The following is a 17,080-nucleotide window of genomic DNA, read 5'->3' on the forward strand; positions in this document are numbered from 1 at the left end:
GAGTAATGAAGCTCAATGCATTTTTGGTTAGTCTAATAGCAATAATTTTTTCAGACTGCTTTACTAATTATTTATTCTAAACCGACTTTTTTAAAGATTTCGTCAACATGACGCAAATGGTAATGATAGTCAAAGGCATCGGCTACATCATCTTTAGAAAGGTAATTCATAATTCGACTATCTTCAACTAATTTTCTAAAGGAAATTCCCTCATTCCAAGACTTGTTAGTTAGCTTTTGGACCATATCATAAGCATCTTCACGAGAAAGACCAGCCTCATCAATCAATTTTAATAATAAGCGCTGGGAATAAATCAGGCCATAAGTTTTATCCATATTCTTAAGCATTGTTTCTGGGAAAACATCGAGGTTGGTTAAAATGCGGTTAAAACGATCAAGCATATAATCAATACCAATTGTCGTATCCGGTAAGATTATTCTTTCGGCACTGGAATGGGAAATATCGCGCTCATGCCAAAGTGATACATCTTCATAAGCAGTAATAATATGACCCCGTAGAACCCGCGCCATTCCGCAAAGATTTTCTGAGCCAATAGGGTTGCGTTTATGAGGCATTGCCGACGAGCCCTTTTGTCCCGCACGGAAGTGCTCCTCCACTTCGTGAATTTCAGAGCGTTGCAAACTTCTAATTTCGGTAGCCCAGTTCTCAATACTGGTAGCTATTAGCGCCAAAGTCGCAATATATTCAGCGTGTAAATCACGCGGCAAGACCTGGCTGGTAATAGGCTGCTGGGTCAGGCCCAATTGTCTTAAGACACTAGTTTCAACAGCTGGTGGGACGTTAGCAAAAGTTCCCACTGCTCCAGAAATTTTCCCTGATTCTACACCTTTTGCTGCATGTTCAAAGCGTTCAATATCCCGAGTAATTTCTGCATACCAGCGAGCGAGCTTCAGACCGAAAGTAGTGGGCTCAGCTTGCACACCATGCGTGCGTCCCATTTCCACCGTATTTTTATATTTACGTGCTTTATTCGCAATCGTCTGTTTTAAATCTTGCAAATCTTGGCGAATAATTGCATCAGCCTGTTTTAAAATATAACCCTGCGCCGTATCAACCACATCTGTTGAAGTCAAACCAAAGTGCACCCATTTTTTCTCCGGGCCCAGACTTTCAGAAACTGTTCTGGTAAAAGCTACTACATCATGGTGCGTTATCTGCTCTAATTCAGCCACTCTTTTAGGCGTGAAGCTGGCATTTTGGGCAATTTTAGCAGCATCTTCTTGAGGCACTTCCCCTAATTCGCTCCAGGCGTTGGTAGCAGCTATTTCTACTTTTAGCCATGCTTCATATTTATTTTCATCAGACCATATTTTACCCATTTCTGGGCGAGTATAACGTTCTAACATAAATTACATTTCCCACGGATCTTGTAAAACTATTGTTTGTTCACGGTCAGGACCCACTGAAACAGTAACTAAAGGTATCCCCACAAGTTCTGACACACGATTCAAAAACTTCTGTGCATTCTCTGGCAAATCAGACCAGGTCTTGGCATTCGTAATATCTTCTTTCCAAGCTGGTAATTCTTCGTAAACAGGTTGACAACGGTCTAATTCTTTTAGACTAGCTGGGTAGTAATCAATTTTTTGACCATCAAGTTCATAAGCAGTTGCAATTTTAATAGTGTCAAAGCCGCTGAAAATATCAAGTAGGTTAAGACTTAATCCGTTAATGCCAGAAACGCGCTTGGCATGACGTAAAGCGACTGAATCAAACCAACCTACGCGGCGTGGACGACCGGTAACTGTCCCATATTCATGAGCAGTTTCACGAATACGGTTACCAGTTTCATCTAATAACTCAGTTGGGAAAGGTCCGGCACCAACACGGGTCGTATAGGCTTTGCAGACACCAATAACAGTTTTTAACCGATTGGCACCTACCCCCATGCCACTGGCAATGCCGCCGGAAATGGTATTTGATGAGGTAACAAAAGGATAAGTCCCTTCATCTATATCAAGCATAATTCCCTGTGCACCTTCAAATAACACTTTTTCATCATTATCTAGTGCATCGTTAACTAACACTGACGTGTCAGTAACATATTTTTTCATTTTTTGACCATATTCATAATACTTAGTGAAAATGTCATCAAATTCAAGTGCCGGTTTGCCATAAATTTTAGTGAAAATGTCATTTTTTTGAGTCAAGTTAGCACGTAATTTTGCTGCAAAAGTATCTTTTTCAAGAAGATCACAAACTCGAATGCCTATTCTGGAAGCCTTATCCATATATGCAGGTCCGATTCCATTTTTAGTAGTACCGATTTTCTGATCGCCTTTTGCTTCTTCTTGGTACTCATCTTGCTTAATATGATATGGCATGATGATATGAGCACGATTGGAAATCTTCAATTTACTAGTGTCAATTCCCTTTTCTTCCAGATTTTTTAATTCGCCAAATAAAACCTCGGGATTGATAACTACGCCATTACCAATTACCGCACCTTTATCTGACGCAAAAATACCTGATGGAATTAAACGCATCTTAAAGTCTTGACCATTTATCTCAATAGTATGACCAGCATTATTACCGCCATTTGAGCGTACAGTGTACTCTGCTTCGTTACTTAAAAAATCGGTAATTTTACCCTTTCCTTCGTCGCCCCATTGACTACCAACAACTGCAACTGCTGTCATTTTTTATTCACCTCATTAAAATTCTACAAATATCACGTAAATAGTCTAGCAATTTACCAATCTTTAGTCAAATTTAAATGCGAATTATTATAGCAATTGTATTTTTAATAGTTCGATTTTTATGTTGACAAAAAAACTTTTATTGATTATAGTTACTTCGTTTGCAAAGAGATTTTATTTAGGAGCCGATTTATTTATGAGTAATTATTTCAGTATGGAAGCCTATGATTATGATGATATTCAGCTTGTGCCTAACAAGGGAATAATTAAAAGCCGTCATGACGCGGATACAAGTGTTAAGTTTGGAAACCGAACATTTAAAATACCGGTTGTTCCAGCAAACATGGAAAGCGTCATTAATGATGATTTAGCTGTTTGGCTGGCACAAAACGGCTACTACTATGTCATGCACCGCTTCCAACCTGAAAAACGACTCGCTTTTATCAAAATGATGCACGAAAAAGGCTTATTTGCCTCAATATCTGTTGGTATTAAAAAAGGTGAATACGACTTTATTGATCAATTAGTTAATGAAAACGTCAAACCTGAATATATCACGATTGATGTCGCACACGGACATTCAATTTACGTAATTGACATGATTAAGTACATCAAAGAAAAATTGCCAGATACTTTCTTAACGGCTGGTAATATTGCTACTCCAGAAGCCGTCCGTGAATTAGAAGGTGCGGGTGCAGATGCTACTAAAGTTGGTGTTGGACCCGGTCGTGCATGTATTACAAAACTCAAAACTGGTTTTGGCACTGGTGGCTGGCAATTAGCCGCTTTAAGAATGTGCAGTAAAGTAGCCAGCAAACCATTAATTGCTGACGGCGGTATCCGTTATAACGGCGATATAGCGAAGTCCATTCGTTTTGGTGCCACCATGGTCATGATCGGTTCAATGCTTGCAGGGCATGAGGAATCACCCGGTAACGTTATTAAAATTAATGGCAAAACGTACAAGCAATATTGGGGGTCAGCTTCTGAAGTGCAAAAAGGGGCGTATCGTAACGTTGAGGGCAAGCAAATGCTTGTTCCTTATAGAGGGCATATTGCCGACACGCTTAGAGAAATGCAGGAAGACTTGCAATCTTCAATTTCGTATGCCGGTGGCAAAGATCTTAGTTCAATTAAATTGGTTGATTATGTAATTGTCAAAAACACAATTATGAACGGCGACAAATAAATTCAGCTAATTTGAGATAAATTATGCAATTTATATGGTAAAACGGCGTTATTTTCGATAAAATGAGATTTATCTCAGTATTGTTAGGTAGGCAGTACTGAGATTTTTATTTTCTTCTAATTTATTTGATGCCTAGTTTTAACAAAGAAAAAAATAAAAGCGCGTCATATTAAGATTTCTTGGTCTTAATACGACGCGTTTTAAATTTAATTAAACTTTTTATCTTAATACACGCATATTACCTTGTTTAGCCATTACCGCTTGAATTTCTGCATCACTAACTAAGTTAAAATCACCGCTAATAGTTAATTTTAAGACGCTGGCTGCTAAGGCATAATTAAGCATCTTTTCCTTAGAAAAATTATGCACCAAGCCATGAACTAAACCAGCACCAAAAGCATCACCAGAAGCTACACCTTCCCAGACATGCATTTGATAGACTGGTGCTTGAAAAACCTCACCATGATCAACCATCAAAGCAGTCCACTTTGAATCTTCAACCGAATGAATATCTCTTAAAATGCTGGCTACTGTCTGACATTTAGGATATTTACGCGAAATTTCTTTCATCCCTTGAATAAATGTTTCTCTTTGCTCAATACCATGACTCATATCGTTATCAAAAGCTTTGATCCCTAAAGTCGCCTCAAAGTCTTCATCATGTGCAAGACAAATATCTACATAAGGCATTAATTTTGCCATTGCTATCTGTGCATCCTTAGGCGACCACATTTTTCCCCTATAATTAAGGTCACAGATAACCTTAATATCATGCTTTGCGCAATATTGACAAGCCGCCAAAAGTGCTTTTTGCAATGCAGAAGAAATCGCAGGCGTAATTCCTGAAAAGTAAAAATAACCCGCATCTTGCAAAATTTGGGGCCAGTCATATTCTTCAGCCGGTGCCACAGCAAAAGAACTTCCTGCTCGATCGTAAACTACACTGGTATTGCGGATGCTGGCTCCCTTTTCGAAAAAATAAATACCTAAGCGTGGTCCGCCCCGATGAATTTCACTGGTATCTACCCCATAACGACTTAGTGCTCCTAATGCTGCCTGACCAATAGCATGAGCTGGTACTTTAGAAACAAATTGAGCATTATCACCTAATAGAGCCAGTGATACGGCTACATTTGCTTCTGCTCCTCCATATAGACCAGAAAAGCTATCTGTTTGAATGATACGCTCGTTTTCACGCGGCTTCAGACGCAACATAATTTCACCAAAAGTGACAATCTTTTGCATACCCATCACCTATTTTCTTTAATTCGCAGATATTCTTTGCGATATAACTTAGCTTGCTCAGTTACTGCCGCATAATTTCCTTTGGCGGCAGCTGCAGTCAAACTGCTGCCGGCACCAACTACAGTGACACCAGCTTCGAACCACTCGTGCATATTGCTTAAGTTAACACCACCAGTCGGCATAATATTAGCTTGGGGTAAAGGTGCTTTAACAGCCTTAACAAAGCCAGGTCCCATGGTACTTCCCGGGAAAACTTTAACAATCTCTGCACCATAGCGCATAGCCGTTTGAATTTCACTCACAGTCATACAACCTGGTATATAAGGTACCTGATACTCATTACACAAAAATGCGGTATTCTGGTCGAAAGTAGGAGCTACAATAAATTTGGCTCCTGCCAAAAGTGCAATTCTTGCAGTTACTGCATCCAAAACTGTGCCGGCACCAATCACAACGTCTATGTCTTTAGCATATTTTGTACTTAGTTTTTGTATAATTTCTGAAGCATTAGGCACAGTAAAAGTTAATTCAATCGCTTTAATTCCACCCTTAATACAGGCATTGGCAGTTTTCTCAGCTTCTTCAGGAGAGTTTCCTCTAACTACTGCAACTATTCCTGCATTTTTGATAGCTAAAAGTGTTTCTGATTCTTGCATTGTAAGTCCTTTCATTACTCTTTTTATTTTATGGTAAACCTTTACCCAAAATAATTCAATGACGTTTTTCGCGGACCCGACAGTTTTTGGTTATTTGTTATAATGAACTTAGTACAATTATTCGAGGGTATTATGAAGAAAAAAACAGCAAGTATTAAAGATGTAGCCAGCTTGGCAAATGTCTCTATTGCAACAGTTTCACGTTATTTACATGGTCAACTTAATCGAATGTCAGCTGAAACAGCTGATCAGGTAAAAAACGCAATTGTTAAACTGAATTATGTTCCTAATGCTGCAGCCAGACAACTAATAACTCACAAAAGTAAAATGATTGCGATCATTGTTGTTAATATAGCTGATTCGTTTTCTACCGAATTATATAAGGGAGCGAATTCTGTCTTAGAAGGCGCTGGCTACGCCACCGTAATGCTTGATACTGATTCTCAACAAGCTAAAGAAAAACAGCTAATTAATATGGTGGGATTAAATACTTATGACGGGTTAATATTACAGCCTTTAAGTAGTGATGTTGCTAAAATCAAATCTGAAGTTCGGAGAGATTTGCCAATGGTAATTCTTGACCGTCAATTAAAGGACTCCCCGTGGCCCCAAGTAATAAGCGAAAATTTTGCGGCTAGTAAAAAAGCTGCTCAGTATTTTTATCAACATGGATTTACAAAAGCAATTGTTTTTTCATCTTCAATCGCAATTGCATCAACCAGACAAAAGCGTCTTAAAGGTATTAAAGCTGTTTATCCGCAAGTTACCATCTTTGAACTTGACGAAAAAATGCTCCAACATAAGGAAATATTTGCTAAATTAGAAAAAATTTTGGCTGAAAAAGCAGAAAAAACCGTGCTTTTCTTTTTAGAAGAACGGTGGCTTTTGTTATTTTTACCAGATTTAATCCATGCTAACCTTTTACCCAACAAAAATATAGAAATTTCTGGTTTTGCGGATTCCAGCTTAATTTCGTCTATTTGGCCCTCTGCTAAGATGATATTGCAAGACCCTTACAAAATGGGGCAAAAAGCTGGTGCAATCATGCTTAATTTATTGGCAAACAAACAAAACGTACCTCATACCTCAATGGTTAAAACCAGTTTTATTAAAAAAGACTAAAAAGGGGCAAAATCAAACTCAAAAAATAAAGCGTTGAGAACTTATCTTCTCAACGCTTTTTCAGATTGAATATAATATTGGTTTTCGTTAATTTATTCTGACTAATTTACACTATAAAAGCACAGTACAAAGTATTTTTTAGCCTGCTAATATAAATAGCTACTTAGGAACATGAACCAGGTTATCACGTACCAAGCATTCCGCAATCTCAACAGTATTGCTGGCGGCGCCTCTTAATAAGTTATCGGCTACGACCCACATATTGAATGCGCCGGGATTTTCTTGATCTGGGCGAATACGCCCAACAAAAGTTTCTTTTTTTCCTGCTGCTAACAAAGGCTGTGGATAAATCTGGTTTTGGGGATCATCTTGTAGAACCAATCCTGGAGTCTTCTTAATTTCCTGCTGGATAGCAGCTGCAGTGACTGATTTGTCTTTAAGGACGAAATAAACCGTTTCGCCATGACCAATTTCAACTGGCACCCGTACGCAAGTAGCAGTAACTTTTATCTGTTGTGAATCTTGATCATTATACAAAATCTTTTTTGTTTCATGAATCATTTTCCATTCTTCGTGTGTATAACCATCATCTTCAAATACATCAATTTGCGGTAATAGGTTAAATGCCATCGGATAATGCTTTTTAGCAGATGCAGTTGGCAATATTTTGGCTTCAGTCTCTTGATTATTCAGCCTATCTTGTGCTTGTTGAAGCAGCTCATCCCAAGCTGCCTTACCGGCACCAGAAACGGCTTGATAAGTCGAAACAATAATTTGTTTAATTCCCCACTTAACGTGCAGTGGATAAAGCGCAGCCACCATTTGTATTGTTGAACAATTGGGGTTAGCAATAATTCCGTGATGGTTAACTAATTGGTCATCGTTAACTCCTGGCACAATTAGCGGAACATCATCAGCCATACGAAAAGCACTGGTATTATCTACACACACTGCTCCTCTTTTAACCGCTTCAGGCAACAATTTTTGAGACACCGCACCGCCGGCAGATGATAAAACCAAGTCTACGCCATTAAACGAGTCCGGCCGTGCTTCTTCTACTTTAATTTCTTGATTTTTAAATTTTAGTTTTTTACCTGCTGAATTCTTAGAAGCCAGCAATTTAACTTCTTTAACAGGAATTTGTGCATGTTCTAATTCACTAATTAAGCGTTGACCCACTGCGCCTGTAGCACCTAAAATTGCAACTACATATTCTTTCATTTAATATCGCCCTTTTCTGCTAAAAATTTTTGAATACGCTTCATAGCTGTATGCAGATCTTCATCGCCAGCAGCATATGAAAAGCGAATATATCCTTCTCCACCAGCACCAAAAGCACTTCCGGGAGTACCACCAACTTTAGCTTCATGTGCTAAATCTAAGGCAAAAGCTTCGTCATCTTGACCGTAACTTGCTGGTATTTGGGCAAAAACATAAAATGCGCCCTCACTCTTATGCGTTTTTAAACCCATTTTATTCAAAGCAGCAACAATATAGTCACGCCTTTTTTGATAAATTATTCGTGCTTCGACAGGATCCTGATTGCCATTTTCAAGGGCTTCTGCAGCCGCGGCTTGAGCAGGATTAGAAGGTGCGGTTACCAAAAAGGCGTGCATCTTGGCAACTAAACTAATTAAAGCAGCTGGACCTGTCACATAACCTATTCTATAACCCGTCATAGCATGAGATTTTGAAAGACCGTTAATTACTAAAGTACGTTCAGGTAAATATTGCGCTATTGAAATATGGGCAAAATCATACGTCAATTCACTATAAATTTCATCAGAAATCACATACAGCTGATGCTGCCTAATAATTGGAGCCAGTTGACCTAAAACTGAGGCTGGGCACTCCCTACCAGTAGGGTTAGTCGGGTAATTCAGTAAAATGGCTTTTGCTTTAGGATACTTAGTTAGAGTTTTTTCCAGAACTTGCGGAGTTAAAACAAAATTTGTGTCTGCAGTATTAATGGCAATCAATTCGGCTTTAGTATACTCAATTAACGGAAAATAAAGAGCATACGATGGCGTTGGTACAATAATTTGATCTCCCGGTTGAAACAATGCCAACATAGTTGCAGCTATGGCTTCAGTTGCACCGACAGTAGCAATAATTTCACTTTCAGGATCATACGAAAGATTTTGTTTACGTTTTAAATAATTGCTGATTGCCTTCCGCAGTCTTAAAGTTCCCTTTTGAGCTGAATAGTGTGAATCATTATCTAAAATGCTTTGAGCAGCCGCTTGTTTAACATGTTCAGGTGTATTCAAATCTGGTTCTCCCAGAGTCAATTTGATTAAATCAGGTACATTTTCAATTTTTTGAGCAAAAGCCCGGATACCAGAAGCAGGAATTTGTGCCAAAGGTATGTGGGTAATTGAAGTTAAATCAGCAGCTAATTGTGGCATTCATTATTCTCCTTATAAAATTTGGTCCAAACCGACCACTAATTCCGATAAATTCATTATTTGATCTAAAGCAACTTTCACGCCTTGCATAAATGAAGAACGTGAAAACGAGTCTTGTCTAATAGTTAAAGCTTCGCCAGGACCACCAAAAAGCACCTGCTCGTGAGCTATATAGCCGGGTAACCGCACAGAGTGAACGGGAACGCCATCATAATCGGCACCGCGAGCTTGAGAATCATTTGCTGTTTGAGAGCAGTTTTCTGAATTACGATTAGCAGCAATTAATTTGGCAGTGGTAATAGCCGTAGCACTCGGAGCATCCTTTTTGTCAGCATGATGCATTTCAATGACTTCAGCATCAGGAAAGTAACGGGCTGCTTCTTGTGCAAATTTCATTAATAACACGGCCGACAAGCCAAAATTAGGAGCAATAATACCGCCTAACTTTTCTTTTTGTGCAATTGCTTGTAATTTCTCAGTTTGTTCAGTAGTTAAACCACTAGTGCCAATAATAGGACGTATATGGTGCTTGAGTGCAAATTCGGTATTTTCATAAACAGCTTGTGGAGTAGTAAAATCAATCCAAACATCAGCAGCAACATCAACCATTGCTAAATTATCAAATCGCTTAACGTCAGGCTTGAAATCCGAACTGCTAGAGGCTGTGGGTGCTAAAACTGCTACCAGTTGGCAATCCGGTAATTTTTCAACTAATTGAACTGCTTGTCTGCCCATAGATCCTGTGGCACCAGCTATTAAAATTTTTTTCATTAATCTACTCCTAATTCTAGTGGCAGTTCATGCAATAAAGCCGCTTCATCTAAACCTAAATGAATAGCTAATTGTCGTTTTTCTGCCTCATTTAAATCTACAATCGGTAACCGGCAGCCACCAGCAGGTAAACCCTGAGCGTTTAAAACTGCCTTAACAGGTGAAGGTGAGGGGTACATAAATAATGCTTGCATTTTCGGCATTAGTTGTCTTTGCAATTTACCCGCTGCAGCAATTTTGCCCTGATCCATGTCATCATACATTTCCCGCATAGCTTTGCCATAAATATGAGAAGCTACCGAAATTACTCCTTTTGCTCCCAAGATTTTAGCCGTTAAAGATTGTAAGTCCTCGCCTGTATATACCAAAAAGTCATTGGCTGCATGTTCAACAATATATTCCAAGTCTTCTAAATCTGAGCACTGCTTAACACCAGCAATTTTTGGATTACGCGATAAATCAACCAGAGTTTCCTTGCTAATCTTAATTCCTGTTCGTCCCGGAATATTATAAATAATGATTGGTACAGGTGAATTTTCAGCTACTTTTTGAAAATGAGCTGTAATTCCTCTTTGATTCGGCTTGTTATAGTATGGTGCAACTACTAATGCCATATCAATACCGGGAATTTGTCCTACTTCTTGCGTAAACGCAACGGTTTGTGCAGTATTATTGCTACCTGTGCCGGCTATCACAGGTACACGGTGATCAACTATTTGAGCGAATTTAGTATATAACGCAATTTTTTCATCATGGGTCATGGTTGCTGTTTCACCAGTCGTACCGCCAATGACGAAACCATTGCTACCTGTATTGAGTAAATGTTCGGTTAATCGTTTCAGACCAGGATAGTCAACTTCTCCCTCTTTATTAAAGGGAGTAATTATCGCAGTCATTAAGTCTGCCTTATCAAAATTAGTCATGTTTTTTCTCCTTTTGAGCTACATGTGACTCAGTAAAAAACCTACCATTGCTTTAATTCCTAATACTATTGCTTCTTCGTGCGGATTAAATGTTGCAGAATGAAGTTGGGAACTATCATTTACGCCCAGCCAAAACATGGTACCAGGTATTTGTGCCAGTAAATAGCCAAAGTCCTCCCCTGTCATAGCCGGCTGCATCTCTTGGTAATTAATTTGAGTATTTTCCTTCATATAATTAATGAACTCGCTTGTGATTTGAGGATTATTTTCAACTGGCCAATAGCCGCCTTGATTAAGCTGCAAATCAACCTTAGCATTATAGCTTTGTGCTATTCCTTGAGTTACCTCCCGCAGACGCTGATCGATTCTTTCGATCATTTTTTGAGTTAGCCCGCGAATAGTTCCTTCTAAATGAGCATGACCGGCAATCGCATTTCTAACTGTTCCAGCCCTAACTTTTCCTATTGTAATAACACCACTTGCAATTGGATCAATACTGCGAGATATAATTGTTTGAATTTGTTCTATTAAAGCAGCAGCGGCCACTACCATATCATTAGCTTGCTGTGGATATGCGGCGTGACCATCTTTACCATATAAGTCAATATTGATTTCAGTTGTGCCCGCAAATAATGTTCCTAAACGGCAGCCAATTGTGCCGGTGGGCAAGTCGGGGGTAACATGCAAGGCGAAGAATTCATCTGGATGCCATTTACCAGTAAAAACCCCAGCTTCATAAGCTTTTTTACCACCACTTTCACTTTCTTCAGCTGGCTGGAAAAAGAAAAGTAAATTATCCTGAGGTTGCTGATCACAAAAATAAGCCAAAATTCCAAGCGCTACTGTCATGTGGATATCATGACCACAGGCATGCATTTGACCATGATTGTGGGAAGCAAACGACAAGCCAGTATTTTCTTGAACTGGCAGACCATCTATATCTGCTCGATAACCAATTGTTTTTTGTGGTTTACTTCCCCGAACCAGAACTAATATAGCTGTAGGCAGTTCAGGGCATGTACGTATTTCAATATTTTTCTGGTTAAAATTACCAATGACTTGCAAGAGATATTTCTGTGTTTGATATTCATGCAACGCTAATTCCGGTATTTGATGCAAGTCACGGCGAATTTTAATAAGTTGCGCAGAAGTTAACATTAATTCACAGCTTTCTTAGTCCCTGTTCAATTCCTGTCTTAGAGGCAGTTTTTTGATCACGCATTTTAATAATTTTTGCTGGTACTCCGGCAACGACGCTGTTTGCAGGTACATCTTTTGTTACTACCGCCCCGGCCGCTACTACCGCATGGTCACCAACTTGGATTCCTTCTAAAACTACTGCATTAGCACCTATCAAAACATTTTTGCCTATTTTTACTGGTTGTGCTGAGGCTGGTTCCACGACTCCGGCAATTACCGCTCCTGCTCCTATGTGGCTGTTCGCACCAACGATTGCTCGGCCGCCCAAAACAGCATTCATATCAATCATGGCATTTTCGCCAATTTCTGCTCCAATATTAATGACAGCCCCCATCATAATTACCGCATTTTTGCCTATTTCAACATTTTCACGAATAAGGGCACCCGGTTCAATTCTGGCAGAGATGTTCTTCATGTCTAGCAGGGGAATAGCAGAATTCCGACTGACATTTTCCACTTGATAATATGTTATCTTCTCAGCGTTTTTTTCTAAAAAAGGACCCAAATCTTGCCAATCTCCAAAAACGACCCCGGTATGAGTTTCACTAAAAATCTTGCAATTTTCAGGCCACTTTAACTTAGACATCTCAGCCTTGACATATACTTTCACAGGTGTTTTTTTGGTTGAATTAGCAATGAAATCAATAATTTCAGTTGCCGACATTTTTTTCATATTTTTAATTATCCTTTCGGTTGATAAAAGCGATCATGACTAATTAAATCCGCATAAGTTTCACGTGTAACTACTACCTGTGCTTGACCATTTTCTGCAAATACGACTGCTGGCCTTGGAACACGATTGTAATTCGATGCCATGCTATAACCATAAGCGCCAGTAGCCAAAACTGCTATTACATCGCCCGGTTTACTTTTAGGGATTTTCAGTTTGTTAATAATAATATCGCCTGATTCACAATAACGTCCCGCGAGTCTAACCGTTTCTACTGGTTCTGCATGTGGCTTTTCCGCTAATACTGCCTCATATTGTGCTTGATAAAGTGCCGGTCTGATATTATCACCCATACCGCCATCAACTGCTACATAAGGCAGCAGTCCCGGTACTTCTTTGCGAGCACCGATTGTATATAAGCTATAACCGGCTTCACCGACAATTGAACGTCCTGGTTCAATCCAGATAGCCGGAATTTTTAAGTGGCTTATTTGCGCACACTTTTTAACTGTCTGCACTATTTGACTGATGAAGGTTTGAGCAGTTATAGTTTCATCCTGTTCGGTATATCTAATACCAAAACCGCCCCCTAAGTTTAAAACACGCGGTTGGTAATCATATTTTTGCTGCCAGTCCCTAACTAATTGCATAAGTTTTTCAACTTCCAGCTTAAACCCGGCTGTCTCTAGAATTTGTGAACCAATATGTGCGTGCAGACCAATTAGATCCATTTGCGCGTTAGCTTTAACCTGTAAAAAGGCCTGCTCGGCTTGACCCGAACGAATATCAAAACCAAATTTACTATCTTCTTGGCCAGTTTGATCATATTCGTGAGTATGGGCCGAAACTCCTGGAGTTAGCCGCAACATTACCTGCATCTGACTATTTGTTTCTTGCAAAATCTGGCCTAACAACTTAATTTCAGTAAAATTATCTAAAATAATGACGCCAACATGATTTTTCACAGCCATTAATAACTCAGCTGCAGTTTTATTATTACCGTGAAAGCTAATTCTTGCTGCAGGAAAGCCTGCTTGCAGCGCGGTATATAATTCACCCCCAGAAACAACATCCACATGTCCGCCCAGCTCATTAATTACCTGGTAAATTGCTATCGTAGCAAATGCTTTACTGGCATAACTAATCGCATAATTCACATTTTCTTTTGCAAAAGCGTTTTGGAAAGCCCGAAATTGCTGTTTGATTTTTTGTACGTCATAAACAACTAATGGAGAACCAAACTCTTTTGCTAATTTTAGTGCATCAACCCCACCAATTACCAAGTGACCTTGAGCATTAGTTTGATAATAATCATTAGCAGCCATTTAAGTCTCTCCCTTTTTCTTAAAATAAAAAGGGCTCTTTTGTCGTGCCTAACAAAAGAGTCCTTCAAGTTATTATCTGGTATCAATTTTGTCGATAGCGCTCCGCGAATATAAAATTGCGACAGTCCGTAACCTGTTAGATTACGTCCCAGCTAATTAATTACCGCAATAATTAATGCTTCGGCAACCGCCCCTTTCACTAGTTTCTCAGCCTTTGCAGAAACTCCACCAGCTACTTTTGTTGGTTGCAACCTCTTCGATTTATTAAAATATTATTATTAATTAATATCATTGTCAACCATTTTCAGTCAGAATTATTTTTTGTTTTTAAAATAAAGACAATGATTTTAAAAAAATGTCATTTTAACTACAAGCAGAAAAACTTCTAGTAGCAATGTTTTTTGGCTTTTTACAGCTTAAAAATAGTTAATCAAAATGGCTCATTTTCAAAAGTTCTCTTTTTATTTTTGATTGAAGATTAAAATTTTAATGATAAAATGCAATACTAATTACTTAAAATTAAATTTAATTGTGAAAGGTATTAACATGAAAGTCGTTAAATTTGGTGGTAGTTCCCTTGCAGACGGGGAGCAATTTGAAAAAGTAGTAAATATTATTAAAGCTGATCAGACTCGTAAAGTAATTGTAGCTTCTGCTCCAGGAAAAAGATTTGCAAATGACATTAAAGTAACAGATTTATTAATCGAGTTTGCACATAAAACAATTAATAAAGAGGATTGCAGTGCAACTGTAAAAACAATTTGGTCTAGGTATCATGATATTGCTGCTTACTTTCAAATATCTGAACAATTATTACAACCTTTACTGCAAGAACTAATTGCTTTGCCAAAAGCTGATTACCCTAATCAAGACTATTTAATGGCTAGCTTTAAAGCTCACGGTGAAAAACTTAACGCACAACTTTTGACTTTAGTTTTGCAAAGTTATCATTTACCAGCTTACTTCCTTGACCCCCAAGAAGCGGGCTTTATGGTTACTGACAACGCTAATGACACCCAAGTGATGCCAGAAACTTACAAAAATTTAGAAAAGTGGTCTAACAGAGATAACGTGTTGGTTGTTCCCGGCTTTTACGGTATTACCAAAGACGGCTTAATTGCTACTTTTTCCCGTGGCGGATCAGATATCACTGGCGCAATTTGGGCACGGGGGATTAAAGCAGATTTATATGAGAACTTTACCGACGTCGATGCTATATATGCCGCTGATCCCAGAATTATTACTCACCCCCACGCAATTAAAGTTATGACATATCGCGAATTGCGGGAGCTGTCATACGCTGGCTTTTCGGTTTTCCATGATGAAGCGATCATTCCTGCAATTGAAGGTCAAGTACCCATAAATGTCAAAAATACTAACCACCCTGATTTACCAGGAACAATGATTGTTCCCGAGCATAATTTTCATCCCCAAAGCATAATTACTGGGGTCGCAAGTTCTAGTCATTTTGCTGCATTATATTTACATAAATATTTACTAAATAAAGAGGTTGGATTTACACTTAAATTATTACAAATTTTCTATAAATTTAATATTTCATACGAACACATGCCATCAGGAATTGATGATCTGACTGTTATTTTTGACAAAAGACAATTTAATGAGCAAATCCGCCAGCAAATGTGTTTTGAAATTCAACAAGCACTGCAACCTGACCAACTAGAATGGTTTGATGATTATGCCATCATCATGGTAGTAGGAGAAGGAATGCGCAACAAGATTGGCGTAATGAAGAATATTACAATGCCGCTGGCGCAGAAACACGTTGCAATCCACATGATTAATCAGGGTGCCTCACGTATTTCTATCATGCTGGGCACTAAAAGAGCTGACGCAGCAGCGGCAGTTAAAGAAATTTATCAACAATTTTTTAAGTAAATATTTAAAGGAGAAACTTTATGGTACAACTACAAAAAGTTCATGGTTCGCAAAACCAATTTTTTCTGCTCGATCAAACCCAATTAAAGGCACCATTAACTAAAGAAGAACTAGTCAACTTGGCACAGCAAATAACCAGACGCGACACAGGTTTATTAAATGGCGCGGACGGTTTGCTTGTAGTCAGCAAGTCACACCATCCCCAAGTTTTAGGTAAAATGCAGGTTATCAATGCTGACGGCTCTTTTGCTTCAATGTGCGGTAACGGCCTAAGGACAGTCGGCCGCTATTTAGCACAAAAATATCATAAAGAAACATTTAAAGTTGAGACTATGCAGAGTGATTTGCGTGTCAGCTGCAAGCCGGATTGGGCTCAAGACGTTAAGGCAGTCAGTGTTGAAATCAGCCCTGTCAGTTTTCAGGCAAGTGATCTCCCGTTTACCAATTTAGTCGCTACTGAGTTAATTAATCAAAAGGTTCCCGAATTTGCACCTAATTTAAAATTTTCAGCAGTTGCTGTTCCCAACCCACATTTGATTAGCTTAGTGCCAAATAACATTTTACAAAGTAACTTATTAGAAAAACTGGGAACAAGGTTAAATCAGAAAAACCCTTATTTTCCAGATGGCGTAAACGTTAGTTTTGCTCAAGTTTTGAATGCGCATCATCTTTTTGTACGCACTTTCGAACGGGGTGTGGGTTTTACCAATGCTTGTGGCACTGGCATGTCAGCTGCAAGTCTGGTTTACGCATTAACTTATCCGCAGGAACACCTTTTTGGGCAGTTACTAACTATCTCCAATCCCGGAGGATTTGTTCAAACTAAAGTGCATCGGACTGCACATAGCTATTGGATAGAATTAATAGGTAATGCGACAATTACGCACTATATTGATGTTACAGAAAGTGAATTACACGAAAAACAGCCGTACTTTAGTAACTTTAAGATTACATCAACTACAGAAAATAAAGCTTACCAAAAATTTATGGCAACACATAATAAGTAAAAGGT

Annotated in this window: 15 protein-coding genes and 1 riboswitch; of the genes, 4 read left to right on the forward strand and 11 right to left on the reverse strand. The window is 38.7% G+C overall.

The window, feature by feature from the left end; translation table 11 throughout:
- Positions 1-71: 71 nt before the first annotated feature.
- Both purB and LACWKB8_RS08500 read right to left on the reverse strand, forming a co-directional pair.
- Positions 72-1,367, reverse strand: coding sequence for an adenylosuccinate lyase (gene purB / locus LACWKB8_RS08495; RefSeq protein WP_038524626.1), 1,296 nt, complete (start codon positions 1,365-1,367; stop codon positions 72-74).
- Between the two features lie 3 nt (positions 1,368-1,370).
- Positions 1,371-2,660: an adenylosuccinate synthase gene (locus LACWKB8_RS08500; RefSeq protein WP_038524629.1), complete on the reverse strand. Its 1,290-nt coding sequence runs from the start codon at positions 2,658-2,660 to the stop codon at positions 1,371-1,373.
- A 196-nt stretch (positions 2,661-2,856) separates the two neighbouring features.
- Here LACWKB8_RS08500 and LACWKB8_RS08505 point away from each other — a divergent pair, with 196 nt between their 5' ends.
- Positions 2,857-3,849 carry a GMP reductase gene (locus tag LACWKB8_RS08505; RefSeq protein ID WP_038524632.1) on the forward strand — a complete coding sequence of 331 codons (993 nt, stop codon included), beginning with the start codon at positions 2,857-2,859 and terminating at the stop codon, positions 3,847-3,849.
- A gap of 219 nt (positions 3,850-4,068) precedes the next feature.
- On the opposite strand, the gene LACWKB8_RS08510 is transcribed toward LACWKB8_RS08505, so the two are convergent.
- Positions 4,069-5,094, reverse strand: coding sequence for a sugar kinase (locus tag LACWKB8_RS08510; RefSeq protein ID WP_038525081.1), 1,026 nt, complete (start codon positions 5,092-5,094; stop codon positions 4,069-4,071).
- Between the two features lie 5 nt (positions 5,095-5,099).
- The gene (locus LACWKB8_RS08515; RefSeq protein WP_038525083.1) at positions 5,100-5,750 is read right to left on the reverse strand and encodes a bifunctional 4-hydroxy-2-oxoglutarate aldolase/2-dehydro-3-deoxy-phosphogluconate aldolase; all 651 of its coding nucleotides are present in this window, start codon (positions 5,748-5,750) and stop codon (positions 5,100-5,102) included.
- 132 nt (positions 5,751-5,882) lie between these two features.
- On the opposite strand from LACWKB8_RS08515, the gene LACWKB8_RS08520 reads away from it, so the two are divergent.
- A complete protein-coding gene (locus LACWKB8_RS08520) occupies positions 5,883-6,872 on the forward strand; it encodes a LacI family DNA-binding transcriptional regulator (protein WP_038524635.1) in 990 nt (329 codons plus the stop codon).
- 159 nt (positions 6,873-7,031) lie between these two features.
- Here the strand turns inward: LACWKB8_RS08520 and LACWKB8_RS08525 are convergent, their stop codons facing one another.
- The 7 genes from LACWKB8_RS08525 to lysA are packed head-to-tail and all read right to left on the reverse strand — an operon-like array spanning position 7,032 to position 14,169.
- A complete protein-coding gene (locus LACWKB8_RS08525) occupies positions 7,032-8,093 on the reverse strand; it encodes an aspartate-semialdehyde dehydrogenase (RefSeq protein ID WP_038524637.1) in 1,062 nt (353 codons plus the stop codon).
- Entirely contained in the window at positions 8,090-9,280 is a 1,191-nt protein-coding gene (locus LACWKB8_RS08530; RefSeq protein ID WP_038524640.1) for an aminotransferase class I/II-fold pyridoxal phosphate-dependent enzyme, read from the reverse strand. Before LACWKB8_RS08530 ends, LACWKB8_RS08525 begins: the two co-directional genes overlap by 4 nt.
- 12 nt (positions 9,281-9,292) lie before the next feature.
- Entirely contained in the window at positions 9,293-10,051 is a 759-nt protein-coding gene (gene dapB, locus LACWKB8_RS08535) for a 4-hydroxy-tetrahydrodipicolinate reductase (RefSeq protein ID WP_038524644.1), read from the reverse strand.
- Positions 10,051-10,974, reverse strand: coding sequence for a 4-hydroxy-tetrahydrodipicolinate synthase (gene dapA, locus LACWKB8_RS08540; RefSeq protein ID WP_038524646.1), 924 nt, complete (start codon positions 10,972-10,974; stop codon positions 10,051-10,053). The genes dapB and dapA overlap by 1 nt, the downstream gene beginning before the upstream one ends.
- 18 nt (positions 10,975-10,992) lie before the next feature.
- Positions 10,993-12,132: an N-acetyldiaminopimelate deacetylase gene (locus tag LACWKB8_RS08545; RefSeq protein ID WP_038524649.1), complete on the reverse strand. Its 1,140-nt coding sequence runs from the start codon at positions 12,130-12,132 to the stop codon at positions 10,993-10,995.
- A 4-nt stretch (positions 12,133-12,136) separates the two neighbouring features.
- The gene (dapD, locus tag LACWKB8_RS08550) at positions 12,137-12,847 is read right to left on the reverse strand and encodes a 2,3,4,5-tetrahydropyridine-2,6-dicarboxylate N-acetyltransferase (RefSeq protein ID WP_038524652.1); all 711 of its coding nucleotides are present in this window, start codon (positions 12,845-12,847) and stop codon (positions 12,137-12,139) included.
- A gap of 8 nt (positions 12,848-12,855) precedes the next feature.
- Positions 12,856-14,169 (reverse strand): diaminopimelate decarboxylase, encoded by a 1,314-nt coding sequence (gene lysA, locus LACWKB8_RS08555; RefSeq protein ID WP_038524655.1) that lies wholly within the window; start codon positions 14,167-14,169, stop codon positions 12,856-12,858.
- 86 nt (positions 14,170-14,255) lie between these two features.
- Positions 14,256-14,434: riboswitch (Lysine riboswitch) on the reverse strand.
- A gap of 281 nt (positions 14,435-14,715) precedes the next feature.
- On the opposite strand from lysA, the gene LACWKB8_RS08560 reads away from it, so the two are divergent.
- Both LACWKB8_RS08560 and dapF read left to right on the forward strand, forming a co-directional pair.
- Positions 14,716-16,068, forward strand: coding sequence for an aspartate kinase (locus LACWKB8_RS08560; RefSeq protein ID WP_038525085.1), 1,353 nt, complete (start codon positions 14,716-14,718; stop codon positions 16,066-16,068).
- 20 nt (positions 16,069-16,088) lie between these two features.
- Positions 16,089-17,075: a diaminopimelate epimerase gene (dapF, locus tag LACWKB8_RS08565; RefSeq protein ID WP_038524658.1), complete on the forward strand. Its 987-nt coding sequence runs from the start codon at positions 16,089-16,091 to the stop codon at positions 17,073-17,075.
- The last annotated feature ends 5 nt before the right edge of the window (positions 17,076-17,080 follow it).

This window comes from Lactobacillus sp. wkB8, from assembly GCF_000761135.1.
GTDB classification, from domain to species: domain Bacteria; phylum Bacillota; class Bacilli; order Lactobacillales; family Lactobacillaceae; genus Lactobacillus; species Lactobacillus helsingborgensis.

What these genes read in the sequence shown, in the direction of transcription:
- purB (WP_038524626.1), bottom strand. Translation starts at nt 1,367, where the DNA reads ATGTTAGAACGTTATACTCGCCCAGAAATGGGTAAAATATGGTCTGAT.
- LACWKB8_RS08500 (WP_038524629.1), bottom strand. Translation starts at nt 2,660, where the DNA reads ATGACAGCAGTTGCAGTTGTTGGTAGTCAATGGGGCGACGAAGGAAAG.
- LACWKB8_RS08505 (WP_038524632.1), top strand. Translation starts at nt 2,857, where the DNA reads ATGAGTAATTATTTCAGTATGGAAGCCTATGATTATGATGATATTCAG.
- LACWKB8_RS08510 (WP_038525081.1), bottom strand. Translation starts at nt 5,094, where the DNA reads ATGCAAAAGATTGTCACTTTTGGTGAAATTATGTTGCGTCTGAAGCCG.
- LACWKB8_RS08515 (WP_038525083.1), bottom strand. Translation starts at nt 5,750, where the DNA reads ATGCAAGAATCAGAAACACTTTTAGCTATCAAAAATGCAGGAATAGTT.
- LACWKB8_RS08520 (WP_038524635.1), top strand. Translation starts at nt 5,883, where the DNA reads ATGAAGAAAAAAACAGCAAGTATTAAAGATGTAGCCAGCTTGGCAAAT.
- LACWKB8_RS08525 (WP_038524637.1), bottom strand. Translation starts at nt 8,093, where the DNA reads ATGAAAGAATATGTAGTTGCAATTTTAGGTGCTACAGGCGCAGTGGGT.
- LACWKB8_RS08530 (WP_038524640.1), bottom strand. Translation starts at nt 9,280, where the DNA reads ATGCCACAATTAGCTGCTGATTTAACTTCAATTACCCACATACCTTTG.
- dapB (WP_038524644.1), bottom strand. Translation starts at nt 10,051, where the DNA reads ATGAAAAAAATTTTAATAGCTGGTGCCACAGGATCTATGGGCAGACAA.
- dapA (WP_038524646.1), bottom strand. Translation starts at nt 10,974, where the DNA reads ATGACTAATTTTGATAAGGCAGACTTAATGACTGCGATAATTACTCCC.
- LACWKB8_RS08545 (WP_038524649.1), bottom strand. Translation starts at nt 12,132, where the DNA reads ATGTTAACTTCTGCGCAACTTATTAAAATTCGCCGTGACTTGCATCAA.
- dapD (WP_038524652.1), bottom strand. Translation starts at nt 12,847, where the DNA reads ATGAAAAAAATGTCGGCAACTGAAATTATTGATTTCATTGCTAATTCA.
- lysA (WP_038524655.1), bottom strand. Translation starts at nt 14,169, where the DNA reads ATGGCTGCTAATGATTATTATCAAACTAATGCTCAAGGTCACTTGGTA.
- LACWKB8_RS08560 (WP_038525085.1), top strand. Translation starts at nt 14,716, where the DNA reads ATGAAAGTCGTTAAATTTGGTGGTAGTTCCCTTGCAGACGGGGAGCAA.
- dapF (WP_038524658.1), top strand. Translation starts at nt 16,089, where the DNA reads ATGGTACAACTACAAAAAGTTCATGGTTCGCAAAACCAATTTTTTCTG.